Genomic DNA, 16873 nt, shown 5'->3' with positions numbered 1-16873 from the left:
TCGGAGCCATGCCCACCACGACCAGCGGCTACTTCCTGCAATGCGCCTCGCGCGGCACGCTCGAGCTCGTCGTGCCCGCCGCCGGGGCGCCGTTCGGCGTCGAGCACCACCGCCGCGAGGACGCCGCCGGGCCGTGGCGCCACGCGGCGACGTTCGCCGCGGACCTCGGCCCGGTCGGCGCGGTGGCGCTCATCCAGAGCAACTTCGGCGATCCGGGCCACCTCGAGGCGGTGGTGCGCGCCGGGGATCGGCTGGCCGCGCTCTGGTGCGCGCCCGCGCGCGAGCCGTCGTGGAGCGCGCCGCGCTTCTTCGCGGAGGGCGCGGCCGGCGACCCCGCCCTGCTCCAGGGCGCCTCCGGCGGCCGGGGGAACTTCGAGCTCGTGGTGCCGCACGCGCGCGGCGGGATCGCGCACTACCACCGCGACAACGACACCGCGGAGCTCGGCTGGCACGGCCCGGCGATCTTCGGCGCGGAGCTCGGGCGGTTCGAGGCGGTCGCGATGGTCCAGCGCGGCGCCGGCGCGCCCGGCGCGCCGGGCGATCTCGAGGTGGTCGCGCGCATCGGCGATCGCCTCGTGATGTTCCGGCGCCCTCCCGGGGCTGCGTGGCAGGGTCCGGAGGAGGTGGTCTCCGGGGTCCGGGGGACGCCGGCGCTCTTCCGGAGCGCGTCCGGCGGAGAGGGCGCGCTCGAGCTGTTCGCGCCGCTCGCGGGCGTGGGGCTCGCGTGGTGGCGTCGCGGCGACGGCGCCCCGGGCGCGCGCTTCCGCGGGCCGACGGTGTTCGCCACCGCGCTGGGCCGGTGTGAGGCGGTGTCCGTCATCGAGAGCCGCCCGCTCGCGCGGATCGAGCTCGCCGTGCGCGCCGAGGGGCAGATCGTCCACCTTGCGCGCGACGGCGAGCTCTGGTCGCGGCGCGCGGTGCTCCGCAGCGGGCTCGCTGCGGCGGACGCGCCCTCTCCGGCTGCGCCGCAGCCGCCCTCTCCGGCTGCGCCGCAGCCGCCCTCGCCCGCCCCCGCTCCCGCAGCGCCGCGCCCCGCCAGCGCTGCGCCGCAGCTGCGCGCCGGGCCGCACCGAGCGGGGTTCCGGCGCATCGGCGCGCTCTCGCTGTCGGAGGACGCCCGCTACCCCGACACCTGGCCGTTCCAGGGCGCCCTCTACCGCTGCCCTGCGCAGGGCGCCGCGCTGCTCTACTACCCCGCGTCGGCGGACGGCGAGGAGGCGCCGCTCTCGCCGGGAGGCCCGTTCCCGGTCATCGCGATCGCCCACGAGCGACGCCTCCCCACGAGCTCCGTCACCGCTGGTGCTGGGTCGCCGGCCGGCATCGGCCAGGATTATCGCCAGCTCGCGGGCGTCATGGCGCACCTCGCGCGCTGGGGCTTCGTCGTCATCGCGCCCGATCTCTCGTGGCTCGCCCCTGACGACGCGCCGCTGCGCCGCGCCGCGGTCCTCCGGGACGCGCTCTCGCACCTCCGGGCCGGCTCGCGAGGCCCGCTCCTGGCCGACTTCGACCGCGTGGGCGCCCTCGGGCACGGGCTCGGCGCGCAGGCCGCCCTCGCGCTGGCGCTCGATCCCGCCTGCCCGTTCCATGTCCGCGCCCTCGCGCTGCTCGCGCCGGCGGGCGAGCCGGAGGGATCCCCGCCCATCGACGCGCTCGCGCCTCGCCCGGTGCTCGTCGTCCGCGGCACCGCGGATCCGATCTCCGCCTCGGTCCCGGCGACGCTCTACGGCCGCGCGCGTGCGCCCAAGCACCTCGTGACCCTGCCGGGCGCGAGCCACTTCGGCTACACGACGTCGCTCGGCCTCGCCGAGCCGCTCGACGGCCCTGCCGAGCTCCCGCGCCGCGAGCAGCAGGCGATCGCGATGGGCTACCTCGCCGCGTTCTTCAGCGGCTATCTCCGGGATGCGCGGCGGTGCCTCGACGCGCTCTCGGGCAAGGAGTCGCTCGAGGGGCTCGAAGCGAGGGAGATCCCGGTGAGCGCGGAGACCGCTGGCCGCGGCGCTGGACTCTAGGGCTGGCCGCGCGGCGCGCCGCCGGCGCCGCCGCTCCTCGTGGAGGGGCCGCTCGTTCGTCGGGCGCAGGCGGCCGGACGATCGAGCGGCGCGATGCTACTTTCGAGCACGTGTTCCAGCTCGGCGGCCTCGTCGTCACGCTCGTCAACGCGCTCCTCGGCCTGCTCGTCTGGCGGCGGCTCCGCGCGGCGTTCCCGCGGCATGGAGCGCTGCTCGACGGGCTGTGCGCCGCGGGGCTGCTGCTTGTCGCGCACCCGGCGCTGCTCATGACCGTGGCGAGCTGGCCGGGGCTGCGCGCGCTCCAGCGCCACGTGCCCGAGCCGGTGTCGCTGATCGCCATGGGCGCTCAGGTGGCCCTGCTGATGTACGGGCTGCTCCTCGCGATCGCCGCGACCGCGGCCGCGGCCGTCCGAGCGCTTCGCTGCGGCCGAACGGCCCCGAATGCCGGGGCGGTCATGGGCGCTCAGGTTGGAACGAACGCTCGGGCCGATTCAGCCGCTCAGGCCGATTCAGCCGCTCAGACCGCCAATGCTCCAGCCGCTCAGGCCAGCTGCGCTCCCGGAGAAGCCGAGACCGGACCGGAGCCCGTCGACGAGACCCGCCGTCGGCTCGTCGTCGGCGCGTCGTGGGCGCTGCCGGCGGCGGCCGTCGCGGTGTCGATGGGCGGCGTGCTCGCCTCGCGACAGCGTCCGGTCGTGGTGAGGGTCGCGCTGCCCGTGCGGCGCGAGCTGACGAGCCTCCATGGCGTCACCATCGCGCAGCTCAGCGACGTGCACGTCGGCAGCTTCATGGACGCGGAGCGGCTCGACGAGCTCCGCGACGCCATCAACGCGGTCCGCGCCGACATCCACGTCATCACGGGCGATCTGCTCGATCACCACGTCTCCCAGCTCGAGCTGTCCACGCGGCTGCTCCGGGGCCTGCGCCCCGCCCGGGGGCAGCTCTTCTTCTGCATGGGCAACCACGAGTACATCGCCGCGCGCTCGGCCAGCATCCCGGCGATCGTGAAGGGCCTCGAAGAAGCGGGCGCCCAGGTGCTCGTCGACGAGGCGCGCGAGGTCCGCCTCGGCGGCGATCGCCTGTGGATGGGCGCGATCGATTACCCGAGCCGCGCGCGCCCTGGAGAGCCCGCCCGGCGCCCGACGGCCGACGGGCTGGCCCGCGCGCTCGGGCAGATGCAGGACGACGGCGCGCCGCGCGTCCTGCTCAGCCACCACCCGGGCACGTTCCGCGCGGCGCGCGAGCTGCCGTTCGACCTGATGCTGTCCGGCCACACGCACGGCGGGCAGATCTCGCTGGGCCGGATCGGCGATTACGCCCTCACGCCGATGCTGCCGGCCGGGCTTTACCACAACGGCCTTTACGAGCACCGCGGCCGGCGCCTCCACGTCAACGCGGGCGCCGGCGGCTGGCTGCCGGTGCGCATCAACTGCCCGCCGGAGATCACGCTCGTCGAGCTCGTGCCCGCCTGACGCATCGGAGCACGCCGAACGCGGGCTCCGTGTGGACGCGCTCGGCGTCCTGGGTGAAAGTGAGGACCATGGCACAAGCCGCGGCGCGCACGGGCCTTTCGCCCCAGGAATACCTGGCTTTCGAGCGTTCCTCGCCGCTCCGCCACGAGTACGCGGACGGCGAGATCTTCGCCATGGCAGGCGGCACGCTGGAGCACAGCGCGGTCGCCGCGAACGTCATCGGCGAGCTGCGGAGCGCGCTCCAGGGTCGAGGATGCCGTGTGCTCACCTCCGACATGCGCATCAAGATCGCCGCGACGCGCCGCTACGTGTACCCCGACGGCGCGGTCGTCTGCTCGCGCCCCGAGTTCGAGGACGAGCAGCGCGACACGCTCCTGAACCCGCGCCTCGTGGTCGAGGTGCTCTCGGACTCGAGCGAGGCCTACGATCGCGGAGAGAAATTCGCGCAGTACAGGACCCTGCCGTCGCTCGAGGAGTACGTGCTCGCGTCCCAGAAGGCGCCGCGAATCGAGGTCTTCACGCGCCAGCCGGACGGGGCCTGGCTGCTCCGGATCCACGGGCCGGGCGAGCGCGCGGCGCTCTCGTCCCTGGGCTGCGCGCTCGACGTCGACCGGGTGTACCTGGACGTCTTCGATCAGGGCGCGACGGGCGACGGGCCGCCGGCCGCGCCCTGACCGCGGCGGAGCGCCCTCCGCGCGCGCCGCGCCGGCTACAGCGTCACCTCGAACGGCGCGCGCGCGAGCTCCTCGCCCGTCTCCGACCGCACGACGGCCGTCCACTCCCCCGCCTTGCGCACCCCGCGCGTGAAGGCCCACGTCCGCCAGCGCGGCGACGGCCCGACCCCGAGCGTCACGTTGCCGACCGGGGCCCCGCCGTCCGGCGGAACGAACGCCACCGTCACCTCGCCCTCCGCGTCGCCGCGATTCTCGATCTCCAGGAAGGCATAGAGCCGCTCCGTCTCCGGCGCGCGGAACGTCGTCCCCGGCGCCACCGGCTCGCGGTCCTTCACCCCCTCCGCGAGCACCAGCCGCTTCACCTTCAGCTCCGCCGCGCCACTCCCCTTCTCCCTGCCCGCCTTGCCGCCCTTGCCCGCCGCGGCGCTCGCGTCCGGCGCCGGCGCCGCCGCCGTCACCGCCGCGGCCGGCGGGCTCGCGGGCGGCGCCGCCGCGGCGACCACCGGCTCGGGGCACCGCGCCGCCGCGGGGCTCGCGGCGGCGGCCGCCGCCGGAGGCCGCGCGTCGTGACGCTCACTGCAGCCAGCGAGCGAAACCGCGCAAAGCACCAGAAACGTCATCCGTCGAGCCATCCTCGTAGCCATCGAAGCACTCCTCCGTGTTCCGGGGCGTCCCCGTCTCGCCGTCGATATGGCAAGGCGCGGACCGCGGCTGATCCATCGGAATCATTGAGGATTTCTCCAACCACTGTGGTCGCCGGGCCGCGCCCTGTGTGTCCGGCGCGACGGCCGGACCGCGCCGCCGCCGGAGACCACGTCGAGAGGCTCACCCGCCCGACTTCCCTCCTCCGGCCGGATCGATCCCGTCCGCGCGCATCCTCTCCGCGCTCGCCGGCCCCGCCACGGTGCCGGCCGGGTGCGCGTACCAGCCGGCAGGATCCGCCGTGTCCGGCGCGTCGCGGACCTTCAGGAGGGTGAACATCCCGCCCATGTCGATGTACGAGAACGGCCCGGCCCCGCCGCGCATCGGCAGGCTGTTCGCGGGCATGGGCATGGGCATCTCGCCCATGCCGCCCATCCCCGTGGTCCCCATCGTCATGTAGTCGGGCATCACGCGGCTCATCCGGCGATCGAGCGCGCGGGTGTCGGCGCCGACCATGTTCGGGAGGCCGTGGCCCATCTGCATCATCGTGTGATGGGTCATGTGGCAGTGCACCGCCCAGTCGCCCGGCTCCTCGGGGACGAACTCGATGACCCGCGTGCTGCCGACCGGGACGAGGACCGTGGTCTCCGGGTACTGGGCGGACTCGGGGACATACCCGCCGTCGGTCGCCGTGACCTGGAACCACAGGCCGTGCAGGTGGATCGGGTGGTGATCCATGGGGCCGAGGTTCCCGAGGCGGATGCGCACGCGCTCGCCGCGGCCGACGAGGAGCGGCGCCGTCGCGGGGAACGCCTTGCCGTTGAACGTGAGGACGTTGAAGTCGCTCATCGCGTTCGGATCGGGCCGGCGCGCCCCGGCGTTGATCTTCCACTCGTGCGTCATCAGCACGAAGTCCCTGTCCACGCGCGGGCCGCGGGGCCTCTTCGGGTGCACGACGAACATCCCCACCGCGCCCAGCGCGATCTGGGTCATCTCGTCGAAATGCGAGTGATACATGTACGTCCCCGGATACCGCGCGACGAACTCGTAAACATACGTCTCGCCGGGCGGGATCGGCCGCTGGTTGAGCCCGGCGACTCCATCCATGCCGTTCGGCACCACGAGCCCGTGCCAGTGGACCGTGGTGGGCTCTGGCAGCCTGTTCGTCACGTAGATGCGCAGGCGATCGCCCTCGACCGCCTCGATGGTCGGGCCGGGCGTGCTCCCGTTGTAGCCCCACACCTCGCACTTCAGGCCGGGCGCGAACTCGTGCTCGAGGGGGCCCGCGACGAGGTGGCCGACCTTCACGCCGTCCACCGCCCGCAGCGGGAGCGTGCTGCCGTTCGGCGTCACCACGGCGGGCTGCCCCCCGGGCGCCGCGATCCGGCGGGGCGCCGGCGCCGCGGCGCCGGGCGGCGCGGCCGGGCGCTCCTGGGCGTGCGCGAGCCCGCGCGTGAGCAAGGCGGCGCCGGCGGCCAGGCCGCCCGCGTGAATGAACGAACGTCGATCCATGTCAGTGCCCTCCTTCGCCCGTGCCCGTGGCCCTCGGCATCGCGGCGGGCGCCTCCGCCCCCGCCGCCTCGACGCGGCGCCCCGAGAGGAGCGCGTCGAACGCAGCCTTCGCCGTCCAGTGCTCGCGCAGCGCCTCGACCGCCGCGAGCTCGGCGTCGAGCTGCTCGCGGCGCGCCGAGAGCAGCTGGAAGACGCCGACCTGCATCGCGTTGTACTGGAGCAGCGTCTGCTCCAGGACCCGCTTGCGCGCGGGGAGGACGACGCGCTCGTAGTGCCGCGCCCGCGCGTGCGCGGACACGAGCCGGTTCCGGGCGTCGCGGACCGCCGAGCGGACGTCGACGGCGCGCCCGTGGTAGCGCTCGAGCAGGCTGTCGAACTCCGCCGTCTGCGCGGCCTCGGCGCCGCCCCGCCGGTTGAAGATCGGGAGCGCGACGCGGAGCCCGGCGCCGAGGACCCACGGGTGCCCGTCGACCTCGCCGCGCTCGGGGAGCTCCCGCTCGCCGCGCACGCTGAACGACATGTCCGGCACCCAGCCCTCGGCGCGCAGGGCGCCGGCCCGGCCGGCCGCGGCCTCGAGGCGGCTGCGCAGCTCCGCGAGCTCGAGGCTCGCCCGCACGGCCTGCGTCTCGGCGCGCGCGGGCGTCGCGATCGCCTCGGGCGCCGGCGGGAGCGCGCCGCCGATCGTCCACGCGGTCGCCGCGCCGGAGAGGCCGAGCAGCCGGTGGAGCCGCTCGCGCTGCGTGAGGAGCTCCAGCTCGATCTGCGCGGCCGTGACGCGCGCCTCCTCGTAGCCCGCCTCCTGGGTCGCCACGTCGAGCTCCGGGACGTTGCCCGCCGCGAAGAGCGCGCGGGCCGCGTCGCGGGCGGCGGCGAACGCGTCGAGCGCGCGGTTCGCGATGCCGAGGCGCTGCTCCGCCGCCTGCGCGGCGTAGAACGCGGCGCGCACCTGGTAGCCGAGCTCGATGACGGCGCCGGCGGCGCGGAAGCGCGCCGCCTCGTGCTCCGAGCGCGCGGCCCGCGCGCGGAGCGGCGACAAGAGCGCCGAGGTCAGGTCGATCTCGACCGCGAGCTCGACGTGCGTGTGCTCGAGCCCCTCCTGCCGCGGCGTGACCTCGACCTCGATCTCCGGGTTCGGCAGCGCGCCCGCCTGCTCGAGCTGGCCCCGGGCGACGCCGACCTCCTTGAGGGCGGCGCGCAGCTCGCGGTTGTTGAGCAGGGCGAGCCGCACCGCGGCGTCCGCGGTGAGCGGCCGTCGCGACGCCTGGCCGAGGGCGCGCGCGTCGCCGGCGGGCTCCGGATCGACGGCATCGGACGTCGCGCTCGGCGGGAGCTCCGCGCCGGAGAGCGCGCGGATCCGCGCGATGTCGGCGGTGGCCGAGGGGGCGCCGCAGCCGGAAGCGGCCGCGGAGAGGAGGGCGAGGGCCGCCGCGCGCGGCGCGAGGCGCGCGGCGCGCGGGCGCGAGCGACGGGGTTCAGTGGGCATGCGCGGGCTCCTTGGGCCTGGGCGGCGCCTGGCCGGCCGGCGGCGCCGGGGCCGGCGCGGCGCCGGGGTCGTGGTGCTGGTGACCGCTCGGCGCCGTCGGGGCCGGCGCGGCGCCGTGGTGATGGTGGTGGTGATGCTGGTGAGGATCGGCGCCGGGCGCCGACGCGGGCTCGAGCCCGACCCAGCCGGCGGTGGGCTCTCCGGGCAGCGGAGGGTCCTCCGCGAGGGCGACGCCGATCCGCGGCGAGGGAGCCTCCGCGGCCTGCGGCGAGGCGGCAGACGATGCGGGGAAGCTCGCGGGAACGCTGCGCGGCGCGCAGCCGGCGAGCGCAACGACGAGCATCAGCAGGGCGTTCGGCCCGGCGAGGTGACGTGGTTTCATGGAAGCCGCTCCAGCATCGGCGAGCGCCATCACTTGCGGGGCTCGACGACGATGACGCCCCGTAGCATGTTCATGCCGCATTTGAACTCGATCTCTCCAGGGCTCAGCGCGGGAAGATCGATCACCACCGGCACGTTCGTCGGCAGCTCGCGCCGGATCCCGAGGGAAGCGAACACGACCTCGCGCGAGCACGGCGAATAGTCCCGCCGGACCAGCTTCAGGCGGACCCGCTCGCCCTCGGTGACGACGATGCGGCTCGGCTTGTAGCCGCCGTCCACCGCGATCTCGATCTCGCGGACGGTCTGGGGCGATGGGGTGGGCGCCTCCTCGGCCGCGGCGCTCGACACGAGCAGCGAGGGGGCGAAGAGCGAGGCAGCAAACAGACCGGAGACGACCAGGAGACGCGTCATGACCATGGGTACCTTCGTTCGGGGTTGTACCTGGCGGACGCGCACGCTCCGGCGGCATTACACCGCCTTCGATCGGATTCGTTGGCTGCCAGTCCGGAGTCTCATGGCTCAGCCTGCCCGGCGGCGTGTTCGGGTGTCCCGCCCGTCGTCGAGCCGGCCAGCCCGGACATGGGCGCTCTCGCGTGGTGACCCGGGGAGCTGCCCACGTCGAAGCTAGGCGTGGATGTACACGAGCGTCCCGCCCTTGTCGTTGAACGCGGCGTGCCAGCCCTCGGGGACGGGGGGATCGGTCCACTCGAACAGCCACGCGGCGTCGGCGGGCGAGAGGTTCACGCAACCGCTGCTCCGCACCTTGCCGAACGCGTCGTGCCAATAGACGCCGTGCAGCGCATAGCTGTTGTGGAAGTACTGGACATAGGGCACGTCGCGCAGATCGACCGACGTCTCGCTGAGATCGTCGCCGTCCATCGTCGCCGTGACGTGCTTCTCGCGGACGAAGAACGTGCCCTGCACGGTCGCGCTCGTGATCGTCGGGTCGGCGAGCTCGCCCTTGCCCGTCGACACCAGGGTCGCGAAGACGGGGCGCACGCCCTCGTAGGCGACGAGCATCTGGAGCTCGATCGAGATGTCGATCCACTTCCGGCCGCGCGCCGCGTGCCCCCAGAAATCGCGGCCCAGCCGCGCGACGCGCAGCGCGGACGCGGGGATCCACGCGCCCGCGTCCGTCTCGACGTAGGCCCCGCCGGCGGCCGTCTTGCCCGTGAGCACCCAGCCGGACCGGTACGGCGCCCAGGCGTCCGGCTTGAGCTCGCCCGAGGCGTCCGGCTTCAGCGTGCGCACCCCGTGGTGCATGACGAACGCGGGGGTCCCCTCGGTCTTCACCTCGACGCCGCGCATCGCCGTGGGGACGACGGCCGAGGTGCGGTCGATCGGGATGAGATCGAGCTCGGTCGTCAGGCCGAAGCGCCGCCCCGTCCACGCGAAGGTCGAGATCAGGCCGAAGGCCGAGTCGGCCCGCGCGCGCCCGCGGTGCGCGGGGAAGCGGACCTTCTCGGCGGCGCCGAACGGCTTCGGCAGGTCGCGGCGGCTCGCGAAGAACGGCGTGAGCGGCTCCGGCTCGCCGAGGAGCGCCTCGTCGCGGAGGGACCACGCCGGGGTGGCCTGGCCGCGCGAGCGCCCCTCGACGCGCCGCTGCTCCGCCTCGCTCGGCAGGTGGACATAGAGGTGCGGCGGCGGCTTCCGCGACACGACGTAGCGGTAGGGATACGGCTGCCCGCGGCGCGGGCCGGCCGGCGTGGCGGCGACGATCTCGTGATTCAGGTCGAGCGAGGCGCCCTTGCCGACGCACACGAAGCCGCGGGGGTGCACGGCGTACCACCCGCCGGGGCACCCCGCGTCCCCCGACGGCGCCGCCGCGCGCTCGACGACCGCGCCGGCCCGCAGGTAGCCCAGCTTGGCGGCGCCGCGCTCGGGCGCGGCGTACACGAACGTGCGCATCGCGATGCTCGCGAGCTTGTCGCCGCGCCCGGGGCGCAACGCCTCCCGGGTCGCCGCGGGCTCGGCCTCGCCGCCGGCGCCGGCGTCGAGGGCGGCGAGCAGCTCGGAGGCGCCCGAGTCGGCCGGCGGCTGCTCGGGGGCCACCGGCAGCGCGGCGGCCGAGCGCCCCGGCGGCTCCTCGCCCGGGCCGCAGGCGGCTGCGAGGGCGGACGCCGCGAGAGCCATCGCGCGGAGCGACCGACCCGGGCCATCGCGATGCCGCGCGCGCGTTTCCAGGAAAGAGCAAGCCATCATCGACGACGGGCCTCGTCTAGCTCAGAGGCCGCCCGCCGGCCAGAGGGCGTCGGCCCACGGCGCGCCGCCGCGCTGCGCGTGCGCCGAGCGTGCGTCGAGGAGGAGCGGACCGAGCAGCTCGGTGACTGGCTCCGCTGCCAGCCCGTGTCTCCCATCGTCTGCTGGAGCTGGGGCCCGACAGCATGCGATCGCGCAGATCTGCGCCCCCCGAACGCCAAATGTTAGCGATAACATATATGGTATGACCGGTCCGCGCGCGGCTATCCGCGACCTAGACTGGTGCGCAGCGGAGGCCGGCCCCGGCGCGCGTGTAGCCCCATGATCTCGGCTCGTACGAGCCCATCGGTTCCTGGAGAGGCACCGCGGCGGAGCCCTCACGCAGGACCACCTCGGTCTCGACCACGACGCTCGACCAGGACCGCCGGTCGCTCGCGATCTGCGCGAGCACTGGGTGGAGTCGCTGATGTCGAGCTCGGAGAAGCCCTGGCGAGCTCGTAGCCGGAACGCGCGCAGGAGTCGCCGCGCAGAGGAGGCGATATCTCGGCGCCGGCGGCCTCCAGCGTTGAGCCGAGCGGGACCGCGGCGACGACGGTCCGGCGCCGGCTCTTCTTGACGCGGCGCTCCGGACGCGACCCGCCAGCCTTGTCCCTCGGTTTGAGAACAGTCGCCGGCCGGCTGATTGGAATTGACGCCCTCGAATGTTAACGTTAACAATATGGTCCTGCGGGGTACCACCTTGTCTTGAAGGGAGAAGGAATCCCAAGCGCATGGAAACGTCAGGCCCCACCTGACTGCGCTGCCTAGCCGGCAGAGCGTTCTCCGTGCGATCCGGTCCCCCCTGGAAGAGCGACGCTATCTCAACAGGTCGTCCATGCATCCAAGGCGCCGCCCTCACGCCGCCGCCTGCGGGAGTTCGTCCAAAGTTGCCCCCGCGAAGGAGCGTTCCTGGCGAGGTCAGAGCCGGCGCAAACGGCTGAAATCGCGGCGATCCGCCATCAAATCTGTTGTTCGCGAGGAGTCATGCGAAGCTTAATCACTCGACATTTTTACGTGGCACTGATCGGCCTCATGCCGCTCGGCGGCGCATGCTCGGACGGGCCCGACCCCGCCCCCGATCCGGGTACCGGCGGCACGGCGACCAACGCCGCTAGCACGACCGGCGTGGGAGGCGACGCGGGCGGCGCGGGCGGCGCGGGCGGCGCGGGCGGCGCGGGCGGCGCAGGCGGCGCGGGCGGCGGGACCGGAGGCCAGGGAGGCGACGACCAGCTCGTTTGCCCGCCCGTACCTGCAGAGACCGGGGCTTATGCTGTCGACGCGACCGGCGTCACCTTCACCTTGGGAGCCGGCCTGCTGAGGCTGGAGGTTTGCAACGAAAGCATCATCCGGGTCCAGTACGCCAATGCTACTTCGCTCCCCGACAAGACCTCTCTGTCTGTCAATAACAAGTGGGGCACGCGGAGCTTTTGCGTCGAGGAGAGCTCTGGGGTCGTGACCATCACCACCACACGCCTGAAGGCCAATGTCGACACGGCCAGCGGCTTGGTCACCTATGCCGACCTGAACGGCAACGTCATCTTGTCGGAAGACAGCAAGGCCGTGACCCCCGCAACCGTCGAGGGGGTCAGCACGAACCGCGTCGAGACCGCCTTCAAATCACCTGCCGACGAAGCCCTGTTTGGCCTGGGCCAGCACCAGGACAGCGTGATGAACCGCAAGGGCACCAAACGACGCATCATCAACGCCAACACAGAGATCAACATTCCGGTGTTGGTGTCCAACAAGGGTTACGGGATATTCTGGGACAACTACTCCAGCTCGGAGTTCGACGGGACCAAGTCCAACAACACGAAGTACAGCTATTCGTCCGAAGCGGGCGAAATGGTGGACTACTATTTCTTCTACGGGCCGAGCATCGACGAGGTCGTCGCCGGCTACCGCACCGCGACCGGCGCAGCCCCGATGTTCCCGAAATGGGCTTACGGTCTCTTCCAGTCGAAGGACAAGTACGGCAGCCAGTCCGAGCTGCTGAGGGTCAAGGACGGCTACCGCGACAACAACATCCCGCTCGACTGCATCGTTCAGGACTGGGACTACTGGACCCCGTACGCGTGGGGCTCCCATCTCATGGATGAGAGCCGCTATCCCAATCCAGCATCTCTCATCACCCAGATGCATGAAGACAACGTCCATACGATCATATCGATCTGGCCGTTGTACCAACGCGTCAACACGGAGAGGAAGGCGGGAGAGCTGGACAACTATCGCGCGCTCGACGGAATTGGAGCGCTGTACCCCAGCGGCGGCTCACACCATTTCTATGACACCTTCAACCCCGCCGCCAGAGCGCTGGTGTACCAGCAGATCCACGATCGCCTGCTGGGGCCGCATGGCTGGGACGGCATCTGGGCCGACAACACCGAACCGCAGGGCTATCCGGACCCCGTCAACGTGCGGGCGGCCAACACCGCGCTCGGCAAGGGGGCGCTGTACGTGAACGCTTATCCCCTGCAACACTCCGCGGGGTTGTACGAGCACTGGCGTGCCATCGGCCCGAAGCAGAAGCGAGTCTACAACCTCACCCGCAGCGCCTTCGCCGGCCAGCAGCGATACGCCACGACGTGCTGGTCGGGAGACATCAACAGCGATTTTGCGACCTATGTCAAGCAGATCCCCGCGGGGCTCAATTTCTCGCTCGCGGGGATGCCCTACTGGACCACGGACATCGGCGGGTACTGGGGCCACAACGTGAACTGGAGCACCAGCGCGAACAATGAGCTGTTCACCCGCTGGTTCCAGTATGGTGCCTTCTCGCCGATCTTCCGGATTCATGGAGGCGGGTCGAGGGAGCTGTACAGCAACAGCTGGAGCGCCGCCACCAAGGCCAACCTCCTCAAAATCGACAATCTGCGCTACCGGCTGATGCCCTACATCTACTCATTGGCATGGAAGGTGACCAGCGAGGGATACACCATCATGCGGCACCTGGTCTTCGACTACCCCAACGATGAGAAGGTGTTCAATATCAAGGATCAGTTCCTGTTCGGTCCATCCCTCCTGGTCAATCCAGTGACCGCCGCGGGCGCCACCAGCCGCTCCGTCTATCTCCCCGCGGGGACCTGGTACAATTTCTGGACAGGCGCGACGACGAGCGGCGGGAGCACGGTCACGGTCCCCGCGCCGCTGAGCGAGCTGCCGCTCTTCGTCAAAGCGGGCTCGATCGTCCCCATGGGTCCCAACATTCAATACGCGACGCAGAGCATCGACCCGCTGGAGATCCGGATCTACAAAGGTCAAGACGGGTCCTTCACCCTGTACGAGGACGAGGGCGACAGCTATGACTATGAGGACGGTCGATATTCGCAAATCCCGCTCACGTGGGACGAGGCCACCCAGGACTTGACCATCGGCGCAAGGGAGGGGAGCTATGACGGGATGCCGGCCACCAGGACGTTCAAGATCGTGTGGGTAGGCGAGAGTCATGGCGCTGGCGTCGACGTCACCGCCGCTGCAGATCAAACGGTCACGTACAATGGCTCGAAGGTGGTTGTGAGCGCAGACTGAGCGACGGCCCGCACCTCCGCGACATCTCGCGGCCTTGTGTCGACGCTCGGGCAGACGGATGCTCCGCCGACCAGGCCGCTGGATGGCCAGCGCGCCCGCCGCCGCGGGCGTGCCGGCGGTCGCCGTGGTCGCACCGTGAGCAGCGAACCAAGGCCTTGCTGCGCCCGGTTCGCCGCGGCGAGCTCGTCCTTGGCCTTCAGCGCGGCGCTAGCGCGAGCTCCACCGCGCGTCGCCCTCGATCGCCCAGCCGAGCGCCCGCCGCGTCTCCTCGGCGACCGGCCCGTCGTACCGGTGCCCGGCCTCCTCGCTGCGCACCACGCGCGTGAGCACGCCCGCCTTCTCGAGGCACGCGGCCGCCGCCTTCGCCGCGGCGCCGCACCCGGCCTGCGCGCAGACGAAGAGGACGCGCTGCCCGCCGCCGTCCGCGAACGCCCTGGCCGCCTTCGGGGTCCACTTGTCGTGTCCGCCCTCGACCAGCACGAGCCGCGGGAAGAGCGCCGCCCGCCGCGCGGCGATCGCAGAGCCCATGATCGCGCCCAGCGAGAAGCCGGTGTAGAGCACCGCGCCGGCGTCGACGTGCTCGGGAAAGCGCGCGCGCAGCGCCGCGAGCCCCGCGTCGATCTCCTGCTCCAGGCGGGCGTTGCTCTCGTACGTGAAGCGGACGTCGCTCGCCGACGGCGAGTCGGACCGCGCGACGCCGCGCGGGCACAGGATGAAGGCGTCGCCTCCCGCGATGCCGCGCCACACCTGGCACTGCCACTCGGGCCGGTCGTAGTTGCCGTGCGAGGCGATGAGCACCGGGCGCCGCGCCGTGGCGCCGATCGGCACCGACACCACCGCGCTCGCGAACCCGTCGACCGCGAGCTCCACGAACGGCGCGTCCGCGCGGAGCGGCGCGACCTGCGCGGCAGCCGACGCGGCGCCCTCCGCCGCCGGGGCGGGCGCGGCGGCGTCCCCCGCGGGCGCCAGCGTCGCCCCGCCGTCCGCGGCCGGCGCCGCGCCCTCTCGCGCCGCCGCCGGCGCCGCGCCCTCTCGCGCCGCCGCCGGCGCCGCGCCTTCCGGCGCCGCGGCGGGCGCGGCGCTGGGCGGCGCGGGCGACGGCCCGGCGGCGCGGCCCGCGCGGTCGCACCCCAGCGCCGCCGCCGCGAGGAGCGCAAAGCAGACGAACGGGCGGGAGAGGGATGCGGCGGGGGGCGTCATCCGACCCAGGATGACGCATCGTCGCCGCGGAGACGACGCGCAGGCCGGCGCCAGATCGAGCGGACGAGGCGCCCTGCCCTACGGCAGCGCCTCGGCGAGCTTGTCCGCGAGCGGAGCGCCCCAGCCGGTCGGATAGTCCCAGCCGCGCCCCGCGCTGAACCCCTCGCCGTTCCCGTCGTCGGTCTTGCCCTCGGTGATGTCGCGGAAGGCCGCCTGCACGTTCGCGTCGGTATAGAGCGCCCGGTTCAGCCACCCCGCGACGGGCTTGCCCTGCGCGAGCCGATGGCTGTTCACCGTCGCCATCAGCCCGGCGAACACCGGGGCGGCGAACGACGTGCCGCTGCGCCGCTCCCACTCGCCCAGGTAGTAGAGCCAGTACGTGGAGTCCCCGGAGGCGTTCAGCGCGACATCGGAGACGGCGCGCCGCCCCTGCGCGTCCAGCACGACGCCCTCCTGCCACCACGGGGTCTTGAACTGGCGCGAGCGCCCCGACCCCGAGCCGCTCCACGCGACCTCGCGCGCGACCTCGCCGTCGCCGCCGAACTCGAGCCGGGTCCCGCCGACGCACGTCACGTACGGGCTCGACGACGGCACGTCGGGCTTCGCCGAGTCGCCGGCCGCGACGACGATCGTCATCCCGAGCGCCGCGCCCATCCGCGCCGCCTCGTGATACTGCTGCCGGATCGGCTCCGCCTCCGTCTCCTCGCGGTGCGCGAACGACGTCGAGAGCACCGACACCTCGCCGGCCGCGATCGCCTCGTTCCACGCGTAGAGGATCGAGAGGGTGCGCGCGTCCGGCCCCTCGTACGCGATGAGCTCCGCCTCGGGCGCCATCGCGCCCGCCCACTCCGTGTCCAGCGTCGTCTCGAGGTAGCGCGTCGAGACCGGATCCGCCGTGACCACGACCTCCGGGTTGTCGCGCGACGTGATGCCGAACGATTGCCAGAACGACTGGAGATCGCGGGTCTTGAACGTCGCCCCGACCACGATGCCGAGCTTCACGCCCTGCCCGCGGTGATCCTCGGCGTGGAGCCTGTCGACCGCGTAGGCGCGCGCGATCTGCGCTGGCGTGACCCCCTGCTCTTGCCCCTCCGGCGGCGTCTTCTCGATCGAGCCCGTCTCGCCGGGGAGCGGCGCGGTGTCCGCCGGGACGTCGACCGCGATGACGCCCGACGTGAGATCGATGATCTTCTGCGGCGGCCTGAGCGGATCCAGCGCGCCGAACGTGCGGAGCGGCTTGCCGCCCTTCGAGGGGTTCTCGCGCTCGAAATCGCGCAGCTCCGTGTCGAAGGCGGTGTTGAACTGCTCCACCGTGCCCGCGAACTCGAGCAGGAGCCGGTTCTTGGACCGGCGCCGGATCTCCATCTTGTGCTGGGTGAGCCAGGCCTCGACGGCCGCGATATCGCTCTCGGACGGGGCGTGGCGCTCCATCCACGCGTCGACCGACATGTACTTCCGGAACGTCTCCGGCTTCCCGGGATCGTACATGTCCTCGATCGCGCTCTCGAGCCCGGGGACGTCCCGGGTCGGGAACCCGATCAGCGCACGGAAGCGGTCCTCCTCCGGCGCCGGGCCGAAGTCGAGGTAGACCCCCGCGAGCGGCCGCGGGAGGCCGCTCGGGAGCACCGGTCCATCATCCCCGCACCCCACCGCGGCGAGGGCGAGCGACGCAACGCACCAAACCGAGAGCGAACGCATCAATGAGGGCCTTGCGAGCGAGGGGGGAGGAGGTCGTCA

At 72.8% G+C, this 16873-nt stretch carries 12 protein-coding genes; 4 read left to right on the top strand and 8 right to left on the bottom strand.

All coding sequences use genetic code 11. The annotated features are described in order from the left end of the window. Positions 1-8 precede the first annotated feature (8 nt). From NQZ70_RS03790 to NQZ70_RS03780, 3 genes are all read left to right on the top strand, one after another. Positions 9-2009: an alpha/beta hydrolase gene (locus NQZ70_RS03790; protein ID WP_129572993.1), complete on the top strand. Its 2001-nt coding sequence runs from the start codon at positions 9-11 to the stop codon at positions 2007-2009. Between the two features lie 110 nt (positions 2010-2119). Next, the gene (locus tag NQZ70_RS03785) at positions 2120-3481 is read left to right on the top strand and encodes a metallophosphoesterase (protein WP_129572992.1); all 1362 of its coding nucleotides are present in this window, start codon (positions 2120-2122) and stop codon (positions 3479-3481) included. Positions 3482-3549: 68 nt separating this feature from the next. Beyond that, positions 3550-4155 (top strand): Uma2 family endonuclease, encoded by a 606-nt coding sequence (locus tag NQZ70_RS03780; protein ID WP_129572991.1) that lies wholly within the window; start codon positions 3550-3552, stop codon positions 4153-4155. 35 nt (positions 4156-4190) lie between these two features. Here NQZ70_RS03780 and NQZ70_RS03775 read toward each other — a convergent pair whose 3' ends face one another. From NQZ70_RS03775 to NQZ70_RS03750, 6 genes are all read right to left on the bottom strand, one after another. Beyond that, positions 4191-4775 (bottom strand): DUF2914 domain-containing protein, encoded by a 585-nt coding sequence (locus NQZ70_RS03775; RefSeq protein WP_129581122.1) that lies wholly within the window; start codon positions 4773-4775, stop codon positions 4191-4193. A 205-nt stretch (positions 4776-4980) separates the two neighbouring features. Continuing rightward, positions 4981-6309 (bottom strand): multicopper oxidase family protein, encoded by a 1329-nt coding sequence (locus NQZ70_RS03770; RefSeq protein ID WP_129572990.1) that lies wholly within the window; start codon positions 6307-6309, stop codon positions 4981-4983. A gap of 1 nt (position 6310) precedes the next feature. Beyond that, positions 6311-7792 (bottom strand): TolC family protein, encoded by a 1482-nt coding sequence (locus tag NQZ70_RS03765; protein ID WP_129572989.1) that lies wholly within the window; start codon positions 7790-7792, stop codon positions 6311-6313. Then, positions 7782-8174: a hypothetical protein gene (locus tag NQZ70_RS03760; protein ID WP_129572988.1), complete on the bottom strand. Its 393-nt coding sequence runs from the start codon at positions 8172-8174 to the stop codon at positions 7782-7784. The genes NQZ70_RS03765 and NQZ70_RS03760 overlap by 11 nt, the downstream gene beginning before the upstream one ends. A gap of 29 nt (positions 8175-8203) precedes the next feature. Continuing rightward, positions 8204-8590: a cupredoxin domain-containing protein gene (locus NQZ70_RS03755; RefSeq protein ID WP_129572987.1), complete on the bottom strand. Its 387-nt coding sequence runs from the start codon at positions 8588-8590 to the stop codon at positions 8204-8206. Positions 8591-8797: 207 nt separating this feature from the next. Next, positions 8798-10306 carry a L,D-transpeptidase gene (locus NQZ70_RS03750; protein ID WP_237244997.1) on the bottom strand — a complete coding sequence of 503 codons (1509 nt, stop codon included), beginning with the start codon at positions 10304-10306 and terminating at the stop codon, positions 8798-8800. Between the two features lie 1089 nt (positions 10307-11395). On the opposite strand from NQZ70_RS03750, the gene NQZ70_RS03745 reads away from it, so the two are divergent. Further along, a complete protein-coding gene (locus NQZ70_RS03745) occupies positions 11396-13936 on the top strand; it encodes a glycoside hydrolase family 31 protein (protein WP_129572986.1) in 2541 nt (846 codons plus the stop codon). A 207-nt stretch (positions 13937-14143) separates the two neighbouring features. Here NQZ70_RS03745 and NQZ70_RS03740 read toward each other — a convergent pair whose 3' ends face one another. Continuing rightward, positions 14144-15136 carry a hypothetical protein gene (locus NQZ70_RS03740; RefSeq protein WP_207217734.1) on the bottom strand — a complete coding sequence of 331 codons (993 nt, stop codon included), beginning with the start codon at positions 15134-15136 and terminating at the stop codon, positions 14144-14146. Between the two features lie 78 nt (positions 15137-15214). Continuing rightward, positions 15215-16834, bottom strand: coding sequence for a protease pro-enzyme activation domain-containing protein (locus NQZ70_RS03735; RefSeq protein WP_237244996.1), 1620 nt, complete (start codon positions 16832-16834; stop codon positions 15215-15217). Positions 16835-16873: the final 39 nt, after the last annotated feature.

Source organism: Sorangium sp. So ce836 (genome assembly GCF_028553905.1).
Classification (GTDB): domain Bacteria; phylum Myxococcota_A; class Polyangia; order Polyangiales; family Polyangiaceae; genus Sorangium; species Sorangium cellulosum_D.
Note: the sequence above shows the minus strand (reverse complement) of the source record. Positions and strands in the feature narration are given on the sequence as shown.

Coding starts and splice junctions, on each gene's coding strand:
- NQZ70_RS03790 (WP_129572993.1), top strand. CDS start 9: ATGCCCACCACGACCAGCGGCTACTTCCTGCAATGCGCCTCGCGCGGC.
- NQZ70_RS03780 (WP_129572991.1), top strand. CDS start 3,550: ATGGCACAAGCCGCGGCGCGCACGGGCCTTTCGCCCCAGGAATACCTG.
- NQZ70_RS03775 (WP_129581122.1), bottom strand. CDS start 4,775: ATGACGTTTCTGGTGCTTTGCGCGGTTTCGCTCGCTGGCTGCAGTGAG.
- NQZ70_RS03770 (WP_129572990.1), bottom strand. CDS start 6,309: ATGGATCGACGTTCGTTCATTCACGCGGGCGGCCTGGCCGCCGGCGCC.
- NQZ70_RS03765 (WP_129572989.1), bottom strand. CDS start 7,792: ATGCCCACTGAACCCCGTCGCTCGCGCCCGCGCGCCGCGCGCCTCGCG.
- NQZ70_RS03760 (WP_129572988.1), bottom strand. CDS start 8,174: ATGAAACCACGTCACCTCGCCGGGCCGAACGCCCTGCTGATGCTCGTC.
- NQZ70_RS03755 (WP_129572987.1), bottom strand. CDS start 8,590: ATGGTCATGACGCGTCTCCTGGTCGTCTCCGGTCTGTTTGCTGCCTCG.
- NQZ70_RS03750 (WP_237244997.1), bottom strand. CDS start 10,306: ATGGCTCTCGCGGCGTCCGCCCTCGCAGCCGCCTGCGGCCCGGGCGAG.
- NQZ70_RS03745 (WP_129572986.1), top strand. CDS start 11,396: ATGCGAAGCTTAATCACTCGACATTTTTACGTGGCACTGATCGGCCTC.
- NQZ70_RS03740 (WP_207217734.1), bottom strand. CDS start 15,136: ATGACGCCCCCCGCCGCATCCCTCTCCCGCCCGTTCGTCTGCTTTGCG.
- NQZ70_RS03735 (WP_237244996.1), bottom strand. CDS start 16,834: ATGCGTTCGCTCTCGGTTTGGTGCGTTGCGTCGCTCGCCCTCGCCGCG.